Consider the following 18,179-nt stretch of genomic DNA (forward strand, 5'->3'; position numbering starts at 1 on the left):
CGGCGGTGATGTTCGCAGCCATCGTGTTCGCAGCCTTGCCGGCAGGTGCTGCGGAAATCGTCGACGTCACCGGCCGCCGCGTCGAAATCGCGCTTCCCGCCAAGCGCATACTGCTCGGCGAGGCGCGGCAGATCCATGTGGCGGCGGCGCTGAAGGGCGAGCATGTCTTCGACACGATCGTCGGGTGGCGCGATGATCTCCTGAAGAAGGACCCGGACTCCTACGCGGCCTATGCCGAGCGTTTCCCCGACATCGAGAAACTGCCGCGTTTCGGCTACATCCCATCAGGCGATTTCAGCCTCGAAGCGGCAATCGCGCTGAAGCCGGATGTGCTGACGCTGAACCTCGAGGCTGAGAAGGCGGTCGAGGAATCGGGCTTCATCGAAAAGGCAGCCGCCGCCGGCATCGCCGTCGTCTATCTCGATTTCCGTGTCGATCCGGTCGCCAACAGCGAGAAATCGGTCGAAATCCTCGGCCAGCTTTTCGGGGCAGAGGCGAAGGCGCGCGAATTCATCGAGTATCGCAATGCCCAGATCGCGCTGGTAACGGACCACCTCAAGAATGCAGGGGAAATCGCGCGCCCGAAGGTCTTCATCGAGCGCTCTCCCGGCATAACCGGCGACGTCGTCTGCTGCCGAACCTTCGGCCCCGCCAACTTCGGCAAGATGGTAGAGCAGGCCGGGGGCCACAACATCGGCTCGGACGTTATCAAGGGCACCTTCGGCGATCTCAATCCGGAACAACTGATCGTCAGCGATCCGGACCACGTCATCATCACCGGCAGCAACTGGTCGGCGGAATCCGATCTCAACCAGTTCGTCAGCGTCGGTCGCGGCGCCGATGCGGCCTCTGCCCAAGAACGGCTGCGCGGTCTGATGCAGCGTCCGGGCTTCCCCGGCCTGAAGGCGGTGAAGCAAGGCAACGTGCATGCCGTCTGGCACCAGTTCTACGGCGCGCCCTACGAGTTCATCCCGATCCAGCAATTTGCGAAGTGGTTCCATCCGCAGCTCTTTGCCGATATCGACCCGGATAGAACCTTCCGCGAATTCCACGAAAAATTCCTGCCGGTAACCTATCGCCCGGGCTACTTCGTTTCGCTGCCGAAAGGTGGGGAATGATGGTCGCGGTGACTGAAACCATCGCCGGGCCGGAAGGGCGGGGGCGCTATCGCGCCCTCGTTCTGCGCCGCCTGATCCTGATCTTCTGTCTCGTCGCCGCGCTCTTTGCGTCGATTGCGGTCGACATGGCGCTCGGACCGGCGAACTACCCGTTGTCGGACGTGCTGACGGCGCTCTTTCGTGCCGACACGGTGAGCGACCAACTGCGGGTGGTGATTTGGGACATCCGCATGCCGATCGCGCTGATGGCCGTGACGGTCGGCGCCTCCCTGTCGGTTGCCGGCGCGCAGATGCAGACGATCCTTGCCAATCCGCTGGCAAGCCCGTTCACGCTTGGTATTTCAGCGGCCGCCAGCTTCGGTGCGGCGCTCGGTCTCGTCGCCGGCATCGCGGTCTTTCCGGTCGCGGTGCAATATATGGTGCCGATCAACGCCTTCCTGATGGCGATGCTGGCGGCGCTCTTCATTCACTTTGCCTCCACCATGCGTGGCGTCACCGTCGAAACCATCGTGCTGCTTGGCATCGCCCTCGTCTTCACCTTCAATGCTGCGCTGTCGCTGCTCGAGTATCTCGCCTCCGAGCAGGCGCTGGCAGCCGTCGTCTTCTGGACGATGGGCAGCCTCACCAAGGCAACCTGGCCCAAGGTCTGGATCACCGGCGCCGTGCTTCTCTTCGCGCTACCGCTCTTTGCACGGCACGCCTGGGCGCTGACCGCGCTTCGGCTGGGTGACGACAAGGCGGCAAGCTTCGGCATCAATGTTCGCCGCTTACGGCTCGAAGCGATGCTGACGGTAAGCCTGCTCGCGGCGATCCCGGTCTCCTTCGTCGGCACGATCGGCTTTGTCGGTCTCGTCGGGCCGCATATCGCCCGCATGCTGGTCGGCGAAGACCAGCGTTTCTTCCTGCCGGCTTCCGTGCTCTGCGGCGCGCTGCTTTTGTCGGTCACCTCGGTCGTCAGCAAGATGCTGATCCCGGGCGCGGTGCTGCCGATCGGGGTGATCACTGCGCTCGTCGGCGTGCCCTTCTTCTTCGTGCTGATTTTCACCAATAGGAGGCGCGCATGGTAAGCCTGTCCTTGGAAAAGGTCGGCGCGAACTACGGCCGGCGTGTCGTGCTTACCGACGTCGACACCGGCGTGTTGCGCGGTGGCGGTCTGACGGCGGTGATCGGTCCGAATGCGGCCGGCAAGTCGACGTTGTTCAAGCGCATCGCCGGCCTCACGTCAGGGCCCGGTACCGTGCACCTGTCGAACTCGGCCAAGGGATCGCAGGGCATCTGCTACATGCCGCAGGATACCGGCGCCAACGCCGTCCTGACGGTCTACGAGTCCGTGCTTCTCTCGGCCAAGCAAGGTTCGAGCTGGAAGGTGAAGGACGCCGAGCTCGCCGAGATCGACCGGGTGCTTGCCGAATTGCGGATCGCCGATCTCGCCTTTCGCGGTCTCGGCGAACTCTCCGGTGGCCAAAGGCAGCTGGTGTCGATCGCCCAGGCCCTGGTGCGAAAGCCCGAAGTGCTGCTGATGGACGAACCGACGTCGGCGCTCGATCTCTTTCGCCAGATCGAAGTGCTCGGCTTCATGAAGCGTTTGTCGGCAGAGGCGGGAATGGCGGTCCTGATCGCGCTGCACGACCTCAACCATGCGCTGCGCTACTGCACGGATACGATCGTCATCAGTGGTGGCTCGGTCGTGGCAAGCGGTGCGACCAGCGATGTCATCACGGCGGACATGCTGCGCGCGGTCTATCGTGTCGAGGCCCGCGTCGAGGCCTGTTCCATGGGCCGCCCGGTCGTCATCGTCGACGAGTCCCTCTGACGAAAAGAGCCGGTCGGCCGCACCACGCCTTACGCTCTCTTGGCGAGACGGCCGCTCCTTGGTGCTGCGAGCGTGGCGCGTTCCACCAGGCGGACGCCGAGGTTGACCCGGCGCACGTTGATTTCGGGACCGTTGATCCGCTCCAGCAGGAGCTGGATGCCGGCGCGGCCAAGCTCGCCCCGGTCGATCCGCATCGTCGTCAGCGGTGGGCGGCTGTGCCGGGCGATGGCGATATCATCGACACCGATAATCGAAAAGTCATCGGGAACCGAATGGTTGCCGGCCTCGAGGGCCTGCATGACGTTGATCGCGATCAGATCGGTGCTGCAGAAGAATGCGGTCGTGTCGACGAAGCGTCCCTGCTGCAGCGCCTGTCGTATCGCGGGCGTCGTGTCGGGCTCCTGTAAACCCAGGCGGCCGAGATCGAAGACGTGCCTGTCTTCGTCGAAAATCATCCCGGCCTCCTCCAGCGCGATCCGGAAGCCTTCGAGGCGCCGGCGCAGCGAGAGGCGATGGGGGATCGTCACGTGCACGATCTCGCGGTGGCCGGCCGCAAGCAGCCTTTGTGCGGCGAGCCAACCGGCGGACCAGTTGTCCGGCAGCACGCAGGAGAGCCGCATCGTCCGGTCCATGCCGTTGATGATGACGGCTGGAATTCCGCTGTCGACGATCCTGTCGATCATGACCGGATGATCCATGCCCAGCAGGACCAGCGCCCCCGGCCGGATATCGCGCAGAATGTCGGTGATCTCGCCGATCGCAATCTCGGCATCGAGGGAGACGAGCCGGACGTCGATCCGAAGCGAGCTCGTGTTGGCCTCCGAGAGGACGCCTTGAATGACGTCCTCGTAGAAGGCCGAACTCGCATAGAACTGCGCCGGCATCACGAGCACCGTGCTCTCGACGCCGGCGCGGATCAGCGAGCGTGCGGCCCGAACCTGGTAGCCCAGCCGCTCCGCATGATCGAGAATCTTGCGCCGGCTCTCGTCGCCGACGCCGCCGCGATTGTTGAGCACCTTCGATACGGACGCGACCGAAACGCCCGCGGCGTCGGCGATGTCCTTGAGTGTCGGGGCGTTCGATTCGTCATCCATATCGACGAGGGTCCTATCTGGCCGAAGTGGGCGAGACTGATTGCGGCTGCAGGGTCATGATCGTCCACTACCAGAAGAAGCGCGTATGCCCAAGCGAGCGCATCAACGCCTCCATGAAATAATAGTCGCCATAGGGCAGCATGGCGTCGGAATAGCCGGCACTGGCATGGGCTGCCCCATGAGCGAGCAGGCCTTCGGCCTTGGGATCGTTCGTCAGGTCGCAACTGTCGAGCAGGCCGGCGATCAGGCGATCACCGAAGCCGTACCAGCGCGACGCCTCGTCCGGTTCGCAGAGCCCTGCGAGAATGAAGACCCCGGCGGCCATGATCGCGCCGGCCGAACTGTCGCGCGGCGCGGTCTTCGCATCGGGAACGGAATAGTCCCAAACCGGAACGGCATCATCGCCCATCAGCGCTTCCGCCTTCGCCGCCAGCCGCCTGGCCGCGTCGAAGAAGGCCGGGTTGCCCGTCGTTGCGGCACATTGCGCGTAGCCGTGGATCAGCCAGGCCTGGCCCCGCGACCAGCAGGAATCGTCCGCATAACCCTGGTGGGTCTCGCCGCGCAGCGGCTTGCCGCTTGCCGGGTCGAACAGGAATGTGTGGAAGCTCGTATCGTCGGCGCGAACGAGGTGCTTCAGGGTCGTTGTGGCGTGACCATTGGCGGCCTCTGCAAAATCGTGACGGCCGGTTTCGCCGTGCGCCCAGTGTAGCAGCGCCAGGTTCTGCATCGTGTCGACGATGACGCGCCCGTTCACGAATTCGGAGCGAATGCCGCCGTGGATCGAGCGGGCATTCCAGGCCTGAATGTACTGTGCGTCCGGCCGGTAGCGCTCGAGCAGCCGGGACGCGGCCTCAAGAGCGAGCTCGCGGGCCTCGCGGTCGCCGGTCAGCAGCCATTCGGCGACGCAGCTCAGCGAAAACTGGAAACCGAGATCGTGGTCTTGAGCGTCGCGATGGCGCAAGATGTCGCGAAACACCGAGCGACGCGCACGGGCGGCGTTCAGGAAGCGCTGGTCGCCAGTGAGCTGCAGCGCAAGCCAGAGCTGGCCGGCTTGGAAGCTCACGACCCAGTCAAAGGGTCCGCAGTAGCTCCACGTCTGATCCGGAAGCCCGATCTTCGGATTGCGCAGCCCGATCGCCGGCATCGTCTGGAGCAGTTTGGCGACGCAGCGTTCCAGAGCTTGCTGGTGGCGTTCGCGATTGGGGCGCTGGCCGAGCATCTCGACCGCGTTGAAGTAACTGTTTCGTTCTATGCGCATAATGAGCCTCACGTTGGTTTCGTGAAGTTTCGCACTATTACGATAATTTCGTCAACTGCGAAACTTTCTGTTGACGGGAAAATTTCTAGCCGCTAGGAATCGGATGCTCGGGAGGAGCCGGGCATCGTTGGAGAGGTACCATGTCCATATCAGGGACAACTGAAAGGCCGGTTGCCGGAGGCCGATTGCGGTTCGGGGACGGTTGGGCCGGATACGGCTTTCTGGCCCCTTGGCTTGTCGGCTTTTTTCTGCTGACGCTCGGGCCCGCGATCGCCTCGTTCTATTTGTCCTTGACGGACTACAGCGGCCTTGGAGCCGCCAACTGGGTTGGCGCGGAAAACTACGTGCGCATTGCCACCGACGATCCGCGCTTCTGGACCGCGATGAACGTGACCTTCACGTTCGTGCTGTTGTCCGTGCCCCTGAAGCTGATCTTCGCGCTCGCCGTTGCCGTGGCCCTGAACCGGGGGCTCGCAGGTCTCTCGTTCTTTCGGGCGATCTTCTATCTGCCGTCGCTGGTCGGCGGCAGCGTCGCCGTTGCGGTGCTGTGGCGGCAGGTGTTCGCCGGTGACGGCCTGCTCAATCAGGCGCTCAATGCCCTGTTCGGTTTCGAAGGGCCAAGCTGGATCTCGAACCCTTCGACGTCGCTCTATACGCTCATTCTCCTGGCGGTCTGGCAGTTCGGATCGTCGATGATCATCTTTCTTGCCGGTCTGCGCCAGATCCCGCAGGACATGTATGAAGCGGCAAGCATCGATGGTGCCGGCAAGGCACGACAGTTCTTCCGGATCACGTTGCCGCTGCTGACGCCGGTCATCTTCTTCAATGCCGTGATCCTGACGATCGATGCCTTCAAGGCTTTCACCTCGGCCTTCGTCATCAGCGACGGAACCGGCGGGCCGATCGACTCCACGCTGTTCTACACGCTCTATCTCTACCAGGAGGCCTTCACCAATTTCCGCTTCGGCTATGCCTCGGCGCTCGCCTGGGTCCTGGTGCTGATCATCGCTTTCTTCACCGCCATGTCATTCCTGACGGCCAGGTTCTGGGTTCACTACGATGACTGATGCCGCTCTTTCGACGACCACCATCGCATCGCGCACCGACGCGGCCGAGCCCAGCGTATCGCCGTGGAAGCGGGCTCTGCTTTACGCGCTGCTGGTCGCGGTCAGCTTCCTGATGCTCTATCCGCTGCTGTGGATGGTCGCGAGCTCCTTCAAGCCGGACAGCGAGATCTTCACCTCGACGGGGTTGATCCCGACCGATCCAACGGTCGATGCCTATCGCCGCGGTTGGAGTGGCCTTAGCGTCAGCTTTGGCTGGATGTTCTTCAATTCGCTGGTGATTTCGCTGCTGGTCGTCGTCGGCAATCTCTTTTCCTGCTCGATGGCGGCCTATGCCTTCACGCGCCTTCGTTTCAAGGGACGCGGCTTCTGGTTCACGCTGATGCTCGGCACCTTGATGATGCCGCAGCACGCGGTGCTGATCCCGCAATACGTCCTGTTCCTCAAGCTTGGCTGGGTGAACTCCATCCTGCCGCTGGTCGTGCCGAAATTCCTGGCGATCGACGCCTTCTTCATCTTCCTGATGGTGCAGTTCTTCCGGGGCATTCCGCGCGAGCTCGACGAGGCGGCGATCATGGATGGTTGCGGGCCGCTACGCATCTTCCTGAAGGTGATCCTGCCGCTCTCCACGCCGGTGCTCGCCACGGCAGCGGTCTTCTCGTTCATCTGGACCTGGGACGACTTCTTCGCGCCGCTGATCTACCTGAACGACATCGAGAAATACACCGCGCAACTTGGCCTTCGCACCTTCGTCGACTCCACCGGCACGTCCGATTGGGGCTCGTTGTTCGCCATGTCGACGCTGACGGTGCTGCCAATCTTCATTCTCTTCATCCTGTTCCAGCGATTGCTGATCGAAGGCATCGCGACAACCGGCATGAAGCGCTGACACAAACGGAAATTGAGAGATAGGGACGGAAGAGATGACGACGCTGGCTTTGAACAGGATCAAGAAGAGCTTTGGCAATCTCGATATCATCCGTGGCGTCGACCTGGCGATCGGCTCCGGAGAGTTCGTGGTTTTCGTCGGCCCGTCCGGCTGCGGCAAGTCGACGCTTCTGCGCATGATCGCGGGGCTTGAACCGATCAGCGGCGGCGAACTCTCGATCGGCGGCGAGCGCATGAACGAAAGGGCCGCGAGCGAGCGGGGCATCGCCATGGTCTTCCAGTCCTACGCGCTTTACCCGCATATGAGCGTCTATAAGAACATGTCCTTCGGCCTCGAAACGGCAAAGATGCCGAAGCCGGAGATCGACAAGCGCGTGCGCAAGGCCGCCGACATCCTGCAGATCACCCATCTGCTCGAGCGCAAGCCGAAACAGCTTTCCGGCGGTCAGCGGCAGCGTGTCGCGATCGGCCGGGCGATCGTGCGTGATCCGAAGATCTTCCTGTTCGACGAGCCGCTCTCCAACCTCGATGCGGAACTGCGGGTCCAGACGCGCGTCGAGATTGCCAAGCTGCACAGGGACATCGGGGCGACGATGATCTACGTCACCCATGACCAGGTCGAGGCGATGACCCTTGCCGACCGCATCGTCGTCCTGCGTGCCGGCGTCATCGAGCAACACGGCACGCCGCTCGAGATCTACAACCGGCCCGCCAATCGTTTCGTGGCCGGCTTCATCGGCTCGCCCAAGATGAACTTTCTCGATGTGGTCGCAAGTGACGTCCGTGACGGCGGCGTTGCGATCGACATTGCCGGCAAGCGGGCGCGCCTGCCGATCGAGGGGCATGTCGCTGAAGGCGCGAAACTAAGCCTCGGCCTGCGGCCTGAACACATCGGAACTGAGGGAACCGGCGGGCTCGAACTCGGCGCGCTGACGGTTGTGCATGTCGAGCATCTCGGCGGCCAGACTATCGTCTACGGCCGTCTTGTCGACGGGCAGTCGCTGACGGTCGCGCTCGATGGCCAACGCGCAATCAGTGCCGGCTCGACGCTGGCGGTCCGGATCGCCGCGGAGAACTGCCACCTTTTCGACGAGGCCGGCGACCGCATCGGTCACTGATCTCGGAACGGGATCTCAAAACACAATCATGGAGGAGGAGAACATGATCAACAGACGCCATTTCTTGCGCAACGCAGCACTGTTCGGTGCCGGTGCCACGCTTGCGACAATGCCGGCCTTCCGCGCCTTCGCAGAGGAATCCATGCGACTCTACTGGTGGGGTACACCCAGCCGCGCAGAACGCACGCTCGGCGCAGCCAAGCTCTTTGAGGCGGCTCACTCCGGCGTGAAGATCGTCGGCGAGGTGGGCGGCAGCGACTACTGGGCGAAGCTCACGACGATGATTGCCGGGGGAAACGCGCCAGACATCTTCCAGCTCGAGCCGAGCCGCTTTGCCGACTATAGCCGGCGAGGCACCAACCTGCCGCTCAACGACTATCTCGGCAAGGTGATCCGCACGGACAAGCTGGTGCCAGGCGTGCTCGATCTCGGAACGGTCGACGGCAAGGTTACCGGCATGCCGCTGTCGCTGAACGCCTTTGCCATGATCTACGACGCCGATGCGGTGACGAAAGCCGGGCTTGCGGCGCCTTCTGCCAAAACCACCTGGGACGACTTCGCCAAGTTCTCGATCGACCTCACCAAGGCGATGGGCAAGAAGAACGTCTGGGCGGTCGGAAACGCGTCGCGCTACACCTATGCCTTCGAGGCGTTTCTGCATCAACGCGGCAAGAAGCTCTACAACGAGGCGGGAAAGCTCGGATACGAGGCCAGCGATGCGGCCGATTGGTTCGGCTATTGGGAAAGCCTCACCAAGAACGGCGGCTGCGTCTCCGCCGAGATTCAGGCACTCGACAAGGTGCTGGTCGACAGCAATCCGCTGGCAACCGGCAACGCAGTCATCGCGATTGCCTTCTCCAACCAGCTGCCGGCCTTCCAGAAGATCTCCAAGAGCACGCTCGACATCACGTCGCTGCCGGTCAGCAGCGCCGATGGTCCCTCCGGTCTCTTCTATCGTCCCGGCCTGCACTGGTCGATCGCCAGCACGGCGAAGAACCCGGAGCTTGCAGCGCAATTCATCGACTTCTTCGTCAACGATCTGGAGGCCGGCAAGATTCTTCAGGTCGAACGGGGCGTGCCCGTCAATACCGACGTGCAGGCTGCCGTTCTTCCGTCTATCGACGCGACGGCGAAAAAGACCGTCGACTATGTCAACGGCATCGCCGACCGCGTCGGGGCCTACCCGCCGGCCGTGCCGCTCGGGGCTGGCGAACTCGACGAGCGCGTCTTCCGGCCGCTCGCCGACAAGGTCGCCTTTGGCCAGTTGACGCCGGCCGAAGCGGGCAGCGAACTCGTTTCGTCCGCCGACCGCATTCTCAAGGCCTGAGCATCCGCTCTGCTTTGCTGAGCCGCGCGGGAAGTCATCTTTCCCGCGCAGCAATGTTCGAACGGAAGCCTTAGATGACCGATACGATCTTCCCCGAAACCCTGTTCAAGCCCTGGGCAGGCAATCCACTGACAAGCCGCGCCGATGTCGAGGCCGCACTGAGGGCGCTGGTGGAGCCGGTCGAGAAGTACCGGTCTCCCGGCGGTGCGCGTATCCGGCTGGATGCGCATGCGGCGCATTTCGACCAGGAATCCGCCGACATGGAGGGCTATTCCCGCCTGCTCTGGGGCCTGGCGCCGGCTGAGGTCGGCGGCGCGACATGGATCGACTGGACGCCGATCGCACGCGGTCTTGCCAATGGCTGCGATCCGGCGCATCCGGAATACTGGGGCGACCCTTTCGACCGCAGCCAGCGCCTGGTGGAACTGGCGGCGATCGGCTTCGCACTGAGGCTCGTGCCGGACAAGCTCTGGGCGCCCCTGTCAGAGGTGGAACGGCGTAATGTTGCGGCCTATCTGCTGAAGGGTCATGCTTGCGAATACAGCGACAACAACTGGAAGTTCTTCCGGTTGCTCGTCAGCATGGGGCTGAAACACGTCGGCGTCGACTGTGATCGCGGGCTCGACGAACAGTACCGGCAGGAACTCGATGGTTTCTATCTCGGCGACGGCTGGTATCAGGATGGCGATACGCGCCGCGCCGATCACTACATTCCCTTCGCCTTCCACTTCTACGGCCTGATCCTGGCGGCGCTCGACGGCGCCGACTGGACGGACAGATATCGTGAGCGAGCTCGATTGATCGCCGGCGACATGTCGAGATGGTTTGCCGATGACGGGCCGGCGCTCTGCTTCGGCCGTTCGATGACCTATCGCTTTGCCATTGCCGGTCTCTTCGGCGCCATGGCGCTCGTCGGTGATGAGACGATCCCCTTCGGCGAGCAGAAGGGCTATTTCCTGCGTCATCTGCGCTGGTGGGCGATGCAGCCCTTTGCCGCGCGCGACGGCGTGATGCCCGTCGGTTATGCCTATCCCAACCTGATCATGTCGGAACCCTACAATTCCGCGCAATCGCCCTATTGGGCGCTGAAAGCCTTCCTTCCGCTGATGCTGCCCGAGGACCATCCGTTCTGGACGAGCGACGAGGAGATCTCTCCACCGCGGCCGGCCGTCTCTGCCCAGCGTCACATTGGTTTCCTGATCGCCAACCCGCCGGGGGATGCCATTGCGCTCTCCTGTGGCCAGCACACGAGCGCCGAAAACACCTTCATCCGCTTCGCGCCGGAGAAATACGCGAAGTTCGCCTATTCGGCACGCTACGGCTTCAGCATCGAAAACGATCTCTGGCGGTTCGACAATTCCGTGCTCGAATCCATGATCGGTTTCAGCGACGACGGCGTGCATTTCCGCGTGCGCGAAACCAATGAAGAGGCGCTGATCGCCGACAACGTTCTCTACGCACGCTGGCGGCCCTTTGCCGATGTTTCGGTCGAGACCTGGCTCTACTGGGACGGCGATTTTCACGTCCGGCGCCACCGCATCGACACGCCGCGGCCGCTTGCCACCATCGAAGGCGGCTTTGCGGTCGGGCGTGATGCCGGCGAAATCCGGGAACAGGGCACTGGCCGCGCTATTGTCACCACGGCGGACGACCTGTCGGCCATGATCGACATCGGCTCGTCGGTTGCGCGCACGGGGCGGTGCCACATCGCGGCCCCTAACACCAACCTGGTGTCCGCAAAGACGGTCATTCCTCAACTGCTCGGCACCATCCCGGCCGGTGTCAGCACCCTGGCAGTGGCGGTGCTTGCGCAGGCCGGCCCGACAGAGGGCAGAACGAAACTTGTTCGTTTGCCCGCGGCACCCGATCTCGAGAAACTTCGGCGTGTCCTGTCGGAGGAGGGGACGGCCGTTACCCTGATGCGCGGTGTGCCGCTCTGACCCCTTCACCGATCTTCCCGCAAAGACCGAAAGACCTGATATGACGATTACCGATTTCACTTCCCGCCATGCCATCGACCCGCTCGCCGCCGCCGCGATGGGGACGGACGAATTGCGCCACAACTTCCAGATTGCCGGTCTCTTCGAGAGCGATCGCGTCAATCTCACCTACACCCATTACGATCGCATGGTGGTCGGCGGGGCGATGCCGGTCGAGACCGAATTGACGCTCGAAGCCATCAAGCCGATGGGCACGAAGACGTTTCTCGAGCGCCGCGAGTTGATCGCCGTCAACATCGGCGGGCCGGGGCGCGCCGTCGTTTCAGGCAAGAGCCATCCGCTCGCTGCGCGCGACATGATCTATGTCGGCATGGGCGAGGAGGTGACGTTCGTATCGGACAGTCGGGCAGCGCCGGCAAAGTTCTACCTGTTGTCCGCCCCGGCGCACCGTGCCTTCCCGACGGCACTTTTGACCATTGCCGGGGCCAAGCGCCTCGATCTCGGCAGTCTGGAGACGTCGAACGAGCGCTCGATCTTCCAGTTCACCAATGGGATCGAGACCTGCCAGCTGGTCGTCGGCATGACGGAACTCAAGAAGGGGTCGGTGTGGAACACCATGCCGGCGCATATCCATGACCGGCGCATGGAGGTGTATCTCTATTTCGATCTTCCCGAGCCGGCGCGGGTCTTCCATTTCCTCGGCGAGCCGTCCGAGACGCGCCATATTGTCATGGCCAGCGAGGAGGCCGTGTTGTCACCGGTCTGGTCGATCCACTCTGGCTGCGGCACCTCCAACTACGCCTTCATCTGGGCAATGGCCGGCGACAATGTCGATTACACCGACGCCGACCCGGTGCCGATGGAGACGCTGCGATGAGTGATCTCTCCGCTTTTAGCCTTGACGGAAAGCGTGTGCTGGTCACCGGCGCCAACACAGGCATCGGCCAGGGCATAGCAGTGTCGATCGGCCGTGCCGGCGGTGAGGTGGTCGCGGTCGGGCGCTCGTCGATGGCCGAGACGGTGGGAAAGGTCGAAGCGGTGGGCGGCCGGGTCGTACCGGTCGCTTGCGATCTTGCCGATGGAGACGCGGTCAAGAGGTTGATCGACCGGGTCTCGGACGAATGCGGACCGCTGAGCGGATTGGTCAACAATGCCGGCATCATCCGCCGCGCCGCCTCGGTCGAACTTTCGGAGGCGGACTGGGACGAGGTGCTCGACCTGAACCTGAAGGCGGCGTTTCTCCTGAGCCAGGCCTATGGCCGCAGGCTTCTTGCCGAAAAGCGGGAAGGGCGGATCGTCAACATCGCCTCGCTGTTATCCTTCCAGGGCGGCATTCGCGTCGCCTCCTACACGGCATCAAAACACGGAGTACTCGGTATCACCCGCATTCTCGCCAATGAATGGGCAAGTCAGAATATCAACGTCAACGCGATCGCGCCCGGATACATCGTCTCCAACAACACCGAGGCGCTGCGCGCGGACATCGATCGCAATGCTGCGATCCTTGAGCGCATCCCCGCCGGACGCTGGGGAACGCCCGACGATATCGGCGACGCTGCCGTTTTCCTGCTCGCGCCGGCGTCGCGCTACATGCATGGCGCCGTCATCCCCGTGGATGGAGGGTGGCTAGCGCGATGAACGGAGGGTGCGCTCAGGCGCCGGCGCCTGAGCGGCATGCCCATCAGAACGCGACCTTGAGGCCGAGCTTGCCGTTTAGATTCTGGCCTCGCCCTCAAGGCTGATTTCAGATCGGACGCTGCCATAGAGGGACACATAGCGCTCGAGCTCGACATCAACGCCGAGATTGATCTGAGCCGACAGACCCTTCATGTCGGTATGGAACGGAACGTAACCGTCCTGCGACGAGAACTCGGCGAGGAACTCGTTGACGAGGCTTGCCCGCAGCCAGGTCGTGGCAAAACGTTTGTCGCCTTGATCCTCGTCCAGTTCGACGGTTCGGGCAAGACGAACGCCGAGGCGCCCCGTCAGGCTGTCGATGTCGCTGTAGCGGATAGTGGTGGCGCCCTGGCGGCATCTCCGGATCGGCAGCATCCAGCTGCGCAAAGGACGCCGGCCGTGAGCCGGCGTCCAGGCTCTGACCTTCCTTAGTGGGTTGCGCCCGATCCCCCGGCTGCGACGATGGCGAAGGGTTGGCCTTCGACCGCGATCGAGCGGGTTTCCTTCAGCGTTTCCGTATCGATCAGGCGCACCAGGCTTTGGCGCGGGTCGGTGACGGCGAGATGGTTGCCGGCAACGGCCAGGCGCGGCCTCGCGTCGCGCCAGTGGCCATCCTTGCTGTAGGGCTCCGTCACCGTCTCCGATTTGGTTATCACCCCATCCACGACGTCGAGGAGATGAAGCTTGCCGTCCTCCGTCAGCACGTATGCGTTGCGTGACTTTGCTGGGTCGAGGATGAAGTCCACGCGCCGCAATGGCAGTTCTACGAGGCGGTAGGGCTCCTTCGCATCGGCATCGATCAGGACAACCTTGTCTTCTCCGTAGTTTCCAAGGAAGAACTGCATGGAGGTACCGCCAAGCAGCGTCGATACCTTGCCTTCCGGCAGCTTGTCGCCATAGGCGAGCATCTCGAGCTTGGGGCCGCCGAGCCCGCCCGGACGTGCGACCAGGACACCTTCCGCGCAGCCGAAGGCGACCAGGCGCGCGGACGTCGCTTCACCATGCAGCCCCGTGCAGGTCGCGACATCGCCGACCTGCTTGCCCTCCTTGTCGAGGACACGCAGACCCAAGCGGGGCGGAAGCTCACCTTCCTTTACCGTCGCCTCCAGGTTCGGGACCGAAACGAGAAGATGGTTGCCGGTCGAAACCGCGACGCCATGATGCGCGGCGGTCGTGTCATAAGCCTTGAGTTCCGCCTTGTCGTCCAACAGTGCACTCTCGCGAAGCAGATCGAACTTACCGCCGCGGTCGTAGAAAATGGCGAGATCGTCGCCATGGGCAACGACGTGACCCGGCTTTTCCCCCCGGATGGTCGTCTTGAGAAGCCTGGGGTCCTTGACGTCGATATCGCGGTGCTCGCCGTGATCGGAAAATGCGATGCCCGTGTCGATGGCATGGATCAGGTTCTGTTCGCCCTGGACGGCAAAGACCGTGCGCCCGGTCTCGCTCAAGGAAAGGGCGGCGTAGCCTTCGAGATCAAAACGGCTGATTTCCTTGCCCGTTTCCAGATCGATGGCGCGGACCACCGGCTTGCTGTGGTCGGCAACAAACAGCCGCCAGGTTGCGCGCTCTTCTTCTTCGGCATGAGACGTCAATGGAAAGGCGAGGGGTGCCAAAATGGTGGTCGCGAATAGGACGGACAAACCGAAGCGGGACATGAAATCTCCTATAATGTAATAACGTAACATCGTTGTGTTATAGCGTTACATTTCCCTTGTCCAGCGGCAACGATCTGACATTTGCAGTTGCGTCAGCGAAGATGTCACTGCCGCCTCTGCGGCGGTCCATGCGGGGCTCAAGTCTGGCCATTGGCACTCGGGATCGGCATCTCCTCTCTTGCCAAGTCATAAAAGTTCATGGTAACGTTCCCACGAGCTTAAGGGCCATCGCTGTAGGCGGCTTTCGGCCCGGGAGGAAGCATGAAGAACGGACCCAGGCAACGGGCCACCATCATCGATGTTGCAGAGCGGGCAGGGGTCTCGAAGAGCACGGTTGCGCGCGTTCTCGCCGGGTCCGCCAGCATTTCCGACGAGGCCCGTGATCGGGTGCTGAAAGCCGTTGCGGCCACCGGTTATGAACGCAACCATCTGGCCGTCGGTATGCGCTCGGGGCGCAGCGGCCTGCTCGGCCTGGTCATTCCCGATATCACCAACCCCTTCTGGGCCGAAGTCGCCCGCGGCGCCCAGGATCGTGCGGCGAAGGACGACATTTCGCTTCTCGTCTTCTCGTCTGACTGGGATGCCGGCAAGGAGGCGACGCATCTTCGCGCCCTGCGGCGAGCCCGCGTCGATGGCGCGATCATCAATCCGGTCGCCGACAATTTCGATGATCTCGATCGCTTCGGCTTGCCCTTCGTTTTCATCGGGTCGAGCGCCGAGCGCTTCCCCGATACCTTGAGCGTCGGCTCGGATATCGCCCAGGCGGTCCGTCTCGGCATGGACATCCTTGTCGAGCGCGGGCATCCGGCGCCGGCCCTGATGCTCGGTCCGCGGTCGCGTCTCGCACGTGCCCGGTTCCTGCGCGCCGTGCACGAGCACTGCGTCGCGCGCGACATCGATCCGGAAATCTTGCCGGTCGAGGAATCCGACTACACGGTCGAGGGCGGCCGAAAGGCCATGGGGCGCTTGCTCGCCGGGCCGTGGAGAGGCAGTCGCGCCGTGTTCGTCGCCAACGATCTGATGGCGCTCGGCGCGATGATCGCCGTTCGCGAGGCGGGGCTCCGGTGCCCGGAGGATATTTCCATCCTCGGCTTCGACGGCATTCCGGCGGGAGCTTTCTCGTGGCCGGGGCTGACGACGATCGAAAAGCCAGGCCGGCAGATCGGTATTCGTGCGGTCGAATGCCTGCTCGATCAGATTGCAGGCCGCCCGGAACAGGGACGGATTTTTCTGCCGTGCCGACTGGTCGAGCGCGGCTCGCTTGCCGACGTTTCGGCCGCGGCACCCGCACGCGCGGCGGCAGGGAGGTAGACAATGACGGTAAGCAACGAACTTGTGACAGAGGCAGCCATACCACGAGATGGGAACGTTCCCAACATTCGGCGGCGGAGCGTCACCAAAGGCGTGCGGCAATGGTGGCCCTATTACCTGATGATGGCGCCCGGCCTGATCTTCTTCGTGATCTTCCACTATTTCCCGATCTGGGAAGCCAAGATCGCCTTTGAACAACTGCGCATCATCCCGCCGAACATCTGGGTCGGGATCAAGCATTTCCAAACGCTGTTCTCCTCGCCGATCTTCTGGCAGGTGCTTGTCAACACGCTGATCATCTCGACGATGAAGATCGTCTTCGTCTTCCCGATCCCGATCATCGTTGCGCTCCTGCTCAACGAGATCCGGGGCGGCGCTTTCCGGAAATTTATCCAGTCGGCGATCTACTTGCCGCATTTTCTTTCTTGGGTGGTTATTGCAGGCGTGTTCATCGCAGTGCTTTCGCCAAGCGACGGCGCGGTCAATGACATCATCGGCTTCTTCGGACTGCAGCCGGTCTCCTTCATGACCGACACCGGCTCGATCCGCTGGGTGCTGGTCTTCTCGGAGATCTGGCGCTCCGCCGGTTGGGACAGTCTGCTTTATCTCGCCGCCATCATCGCCATTGACCAGGAGCTCTATGACGCAGCCGAGATCGACGGCGCCAACCGCTGGCAGAAGATCCGTTACGTCACCATTCCCGGCATCGTGCCGACGATCGCGACGCTGTTCATCCTGAATGCCGGCATGTTCCTGAACGCCGACCTCAACCAGGTGATCAACTTCTCCAACGACGTGGTGCGCAGCAAGATCGATATCATCGACACCTATGTCTACCGCATCGGCCTGCAGACCGGCGAGTATTCCCTGGCAACGGCCGCCGGCCTCTTCAAGGCGGTGCTCGGCATGCTGATGATCGTCGCCGCCCACCTTCTTTCCAAACGTCTTACCGGCAAGGGGGTATGGTGATGGCCGCCCACAACGTCCGCAGAACGCCGCTCGAGCGGCTTGAATATGCGATCATCGTCTCGACGCTCATGTTCCTCGTCGTGCTGACGGTCCAGCCGCTGCTCAATCTGCTCGCCATCTCATTTTCGGATCCGGGCAAGGTTGCCGGCATGAGCGGCCTGACGGTCGTCCCCAACGGGTTTTCGACAGAGGTCTGGAACCTGCTGATCAACAATTCGGCCGTCCAGCGCGGCCTCCTGAACTCGATCTTCATTACCCTGGTCAGCACCGTCCTTGGCGTCGTGCTGACGGCCTTGATGGCCTGGGCGCTCTCGCGCCCGGGACTGCCGGGTCGGCGCGCCATCTTCGTATTCGTGCTGGTGACGATCGTGTTCGAGCCCGGCATCATCCCGGACTATTTCATCAACAAGCGTCTCGGCCTCATCGACAGCTACTGGTCGCTGATCCTCTTCAAGGTCGTCAACGCCTGGTACCTGATCATCCTCGTTCGCTTCTTCGAGGAAGTACCGAAGGAACTGATCGAGGCATCCGAACTCGATGGCGCCAATCCGTTCCAGATCTTCTGGTACGTGGCGCTGCCGCTTGCCAAATCGGCGCTTGCGACCATCGCGCTCTTCTATTTCGTCTTCCACTGGAACGAGTTTTTCCGCGCGATGATCTACCTCAACGACCAGTCCAAGTGGCCGCTGCAGGTGGTGCTGCGCCAGTTCGTGGTCGAGGGCGACAAGCTTGCCATGGTCGGGGTGGTCGACAGCAACAATTACACCGGTGCCAGCCAGATCAACATTCGGGCGCTCAAGGCCGGCATGATCCTGCTCACCATCGCACCGATCCTCGCGATCTACCCACTCATTCTGAAGTTCTTCACCAAGGGCACCATGAGCGGTGCGCTGAAGGGCTGACGATGTTGAACCGAACCATAAAAGCCAAAGCACTCTGGGAGG

At 62.6% G+C, this 18,179-nt stretch carries 17 protein-coding genes; 13 read left to right on the forward strand and 4 right to left on the reverse strand.

Going from position 1 to position 18,179, the window contains the following annotated elements:
• Window positions 1-8 precede the first annotated feature (8 nt).
• From XB14_RS27835 to XB14_RS27845, 3 genes are read left to right on the forward strand one after another with little or no spacing between them, the layout of a single operon-like run.
• Window positions 9-1,118 (forward strand): ABC transporter substrate-binding protein, encoded by a 1,110-nt coding sequence (locus XB14_RS27835; protein ID WP_419178644.1) that lies wholly within the window; start codon window positions 9-11, stop codon window positions 1,116-1,118.
• Complete coding sequence (locus XB14_RS27840) at window positions 1,118-2,185, forward strand: FecCD family ABC transporter permease (RefSeq protein ID WP_419178630.1); 1,068 nt, start codon at window positions 1,118-1,120, stop codon at window positions 2,183-2,185. The genes XB14_RS27835 and XB14_RS27840 overlap by 1 nt, the downstream gene beginning before the upstream one ends.
• On the forward strand, window positions 2,179-2,931 hold the full coding sequence (locus XB14_RS27845) for an ABC transporter ATP-binding protein (protein WP_077966695.1): 753 nt from the start codon (window positions 2,179-2,181) through the stop codon (window positions 2,929-2,931). The genes XB14_RS27840 and XB14_RS27845 overlap by 7 nt, the downstream gene beginning before the upstream one ends.
• 29 nt (window positions 2,932-2,960) lie before the next feature.
• Here XB14_RS27845 and XB14_RS27850 read toward each other — a convergent pair whose 3' ends face one another.
• Entirely contained in the window at window positions 2,961-4,025 is a 1,065-nt protein-coding gene (locus XB14_RS27850) for a LacI family DNA-binding transcriptional regulator (RefSeq protein ID WP_077966696.1), read from the reverse strand.
• A gap of 67 nt (window positions 4,026-4,092) precedes the next feature.
• Entirely contained in the window at window positions 4,093-5,283 is a 1,191-nt protein-coding gene (locus XB14_RS27855; RefSeq protein WP_210190052.1) for a glycoside hydrolase family 88 protein, read from the reverse strand.
• Window positions 5,284-5,423: 140 nt separating this feature from the next.
• On the opposite strand from XB14_RS27855, the gene XB14_RS27860 reads away from it, so the two are divergent.
• The 7 genes from XB14_RS27860 (at window position 5,424) to kduD (ending at window position 13,258) form a co-directional block, all read left to right on the forward strand.
• On the forward strand, window positions 5,424-6,350 hold the full coding sequence (locus tag XB14_RS27860) for a carbohydrate ABC transporter permease (RefSeq protein ID WP_077966697.1): 927 nt from the start codon (window positions 5,424-5,426) through the stop codon (window positions 6,348-6,350).
• Complete coding sequence (locus XB14_RS27865; protein WP_077966709.1) at window positions 6,343-7,236, forward strand: carbohydrate ABC transporter permease; 894 nt, start codon at window positions 6,343-6,345, stop codon at window positions 7,234-7,236. The genes XB14_RS27860 and XB14_RS27865 overlap by 8 nt, the downstream gene beginning before the upstream one ends.
• Window positions 7,237-7,270: 34 nt before the next feature.
• The gene (locus XB14_RS27870) at window positions 7,271-8,353 is read left to right on the forward strand and encodes an ABC transporter ATP-binding protein (RefSeq protein WP_077966710.1); all 1,083 of its coding nucleotides are present in this window, start codon (window positions 7,271-7,273) and stop codon (window positions 8,351-8,353) included.
• Between the two features lie 43 nt (window positions 8,354-8,396).
• Window positions 8,397-9,680, forward strand: a complete 1,284-nt coding sequence (locus XB14_RS27875) for an ABC transporter substrate-binding protein (RefSeq protein WP_179119693.1) — start codon at window positions 8,397-8,399, stop codon at window positions 9,678-9,680.
• 74 nt (window positions 9,681-9,754) lie between these two features.
• Window positions 9,755-11,620, forward strand: coding sequence for a DUF2264 domain-containing protein (locus XB14_RS27880; protein ID WP_077966712.1), 1,866 nt, complete (start codon window positions 9,755-9,757; stop codon window positions 11,618-11,620).
• Between the two features lie 40 nt (window positions 11,621-11,660).
• Entirely contained in the window at window positions 11,661-12,497 is an 837-nt protein-coding gene (gene kduI, locus XB14_RS27885) for a 5-dehydro-4-deoxy-D-glucuronate isomerase (RefSeq protein ID WP_077966713.1), read from the forward strand.
• On the forward strand, window positions 12,494-13,258 hold the full coding sequence (kduD, locus tag XB14_RS27890; RefSeq protein WP_077966714.1) for a 2-dehydro-3-deoxy-D-gluconate 5-dehydrogenase KduD: 765 nt from the start codon (window positions 12,494-12,496) through the stop codon (window positions 13,256-13,258). The genes kduI and kduD overlap by 4 nt, the downstream gene beginning before the upstream one ends.
• A gap of 75 nt (window positions 13,259-13,333) precedes the next feature.
• Here kduD and XB14_RS27895 read toward each other — a convergent pair whose 3' ends face one another.
• Both XB14_RS27895 and aztD read right to left on the reverse strand, forming a co-directional pair.
• Window positions 13,334-13,672, reverse strand: a complete 339-nt coding sequence (locus XB14_RS27895; protein WP_077966715.1) for an autotransporter domain-containing protein — start codon at window positions 13,670-13,672, stop codon at window positions 13,334-13,336.
• A 53-nt stretch (window positions 13,673-13,725) separates the two neighbouring features.
• On the reverse strand, window positions 13,726-14,955 hold the full coding sequence (gene aztD / locus XB14_RS27900; RefSeq protein WP_077966716.1) for a zinc metallochaperone AztD: 1,230 nt from the start codon (window positions 14,953-14,955) through the stop codon (window positions 13,726-13,728).
• 261 nt (window positions 14,956-15,216) lie between these two features.
• On the opposite strand from aztD, the gene XB14_RS27905 reads away from it, so the two are divergent.
• From XB14_RS27905 to XB14_RS27915, 3 genes are read left to right on the forward strand one after another with little or no spacing between them, the layout of a single operon-like run.
• Window positions 15,217-16,266 carry a LacI family DNA-binding transcriptional regulator gene (locus tag XB14_RS27905; RefSeq protein ID WP_077966717.1) on the forward strand — a complete coding sequence of 350 codons (1,050 nt, stop codon included), beginning with the start codon at window positions 15,217-15,219 and terminating at the stop codon, window positions 16,264-16,266.
• A gap of 3 nt (window positions 16,267-16,269) precedes the next feature.
• Window positions 16,270-17,235, forward strand: coding sequence for an ABC transporter permease (locus tag XB14_RS27910; RefSeq protein ID WP_077966731.1), 966 nt, complete (start codon window positions 16,270-16,272; stop codon window positions 17,233-17,235).
• Window positions 17,235-18,137: a carbohydrate ABC transporter permease gene (locus XB14_RS27915; RefSeq protein ID WP_077967786.1), complete on the forward strand. Its 903-nt coding sequence runs from the start codon at window positions 17,235-17,237 to the stop codon at window positions 18,135-18,137. Before XB14_RS27910 ends, XB14_RS27915 begins: the two co-directional genes overlap by 1 nt.
• Window positions 18,138-18,179 lie beyond the last annotated feature (42 nt).

Origin of the sequence: Ensifer adhaerens, from assembly GCF_002007205.1 — a bacterium.
GTDB lineage: Bacteria > Pseudomonadota > Alphaproteobacteria > Rhizobiales > Rhizobiaceae > Ensifer > Ensifer adhaerens_D.